Source organism: Thalassomonas sp. M1454 (assembly GCF_007097525.1).
Lineage (GTDB): Bacteria > Pseudomonadota > Gammaproteobacteria > Enterobacterales > Alteromonadaceae > Thalassotalea_A.
The window spans coordinates 1-431 of the sequence record NZ_VKDD01000021.1; the positions used below are offsets into that span (position 1 = coordinate 1).

General features: G+C 47.3%; 1 rRNA gene. It reads left to right on the top strand.

The annotated features are described in order from the left end of the window. Positions 1 to 7 precede the first annotated feature (7 nt). Positions 8 to 431, top strand: a 23S ribosomal RNA gene (locus FNN08_RS16245); the annotation flags it as partial.

Consider the following 431-nt stretch of genomic DNA (forward strand, 5'->3'; position numbering starts at 1 on the left):
GTTGTATGGTTAAGTGACTAAGCGTATGTGGTGGATGCCTTGGCAGTTAGAGGCGATGAAGGACGTGTTAATCTGCGAAAAGCTGAGTTAAGGTGATAAAAACCGTTATAGGCTCAGATGTCCGAATGGGGGAACCCACCTGTCGTAAGGCAGGTATCCTAACGTGAATACATAGCGTTAGGAGGCGAACCGGGAGAACTGAAACATCTAAGTACCCCGAGGAAAAGAAATCAACCGAGATTTCCTTAGTAGCGGCGAGCGAACGGGAATTAGCCCTTAAGCGGTTTGTAAATTAGTGGAATGAGCTGGAAAGCTCAGCGATACAGGGTGATAGCCCCGTACACGAAAATAAACTTACCGTGAAATCGAGTAGGTCGGGACACGAGAAATCTTGACTGAATATGGGGGGACCATCCTCCAAGGCTAAATAC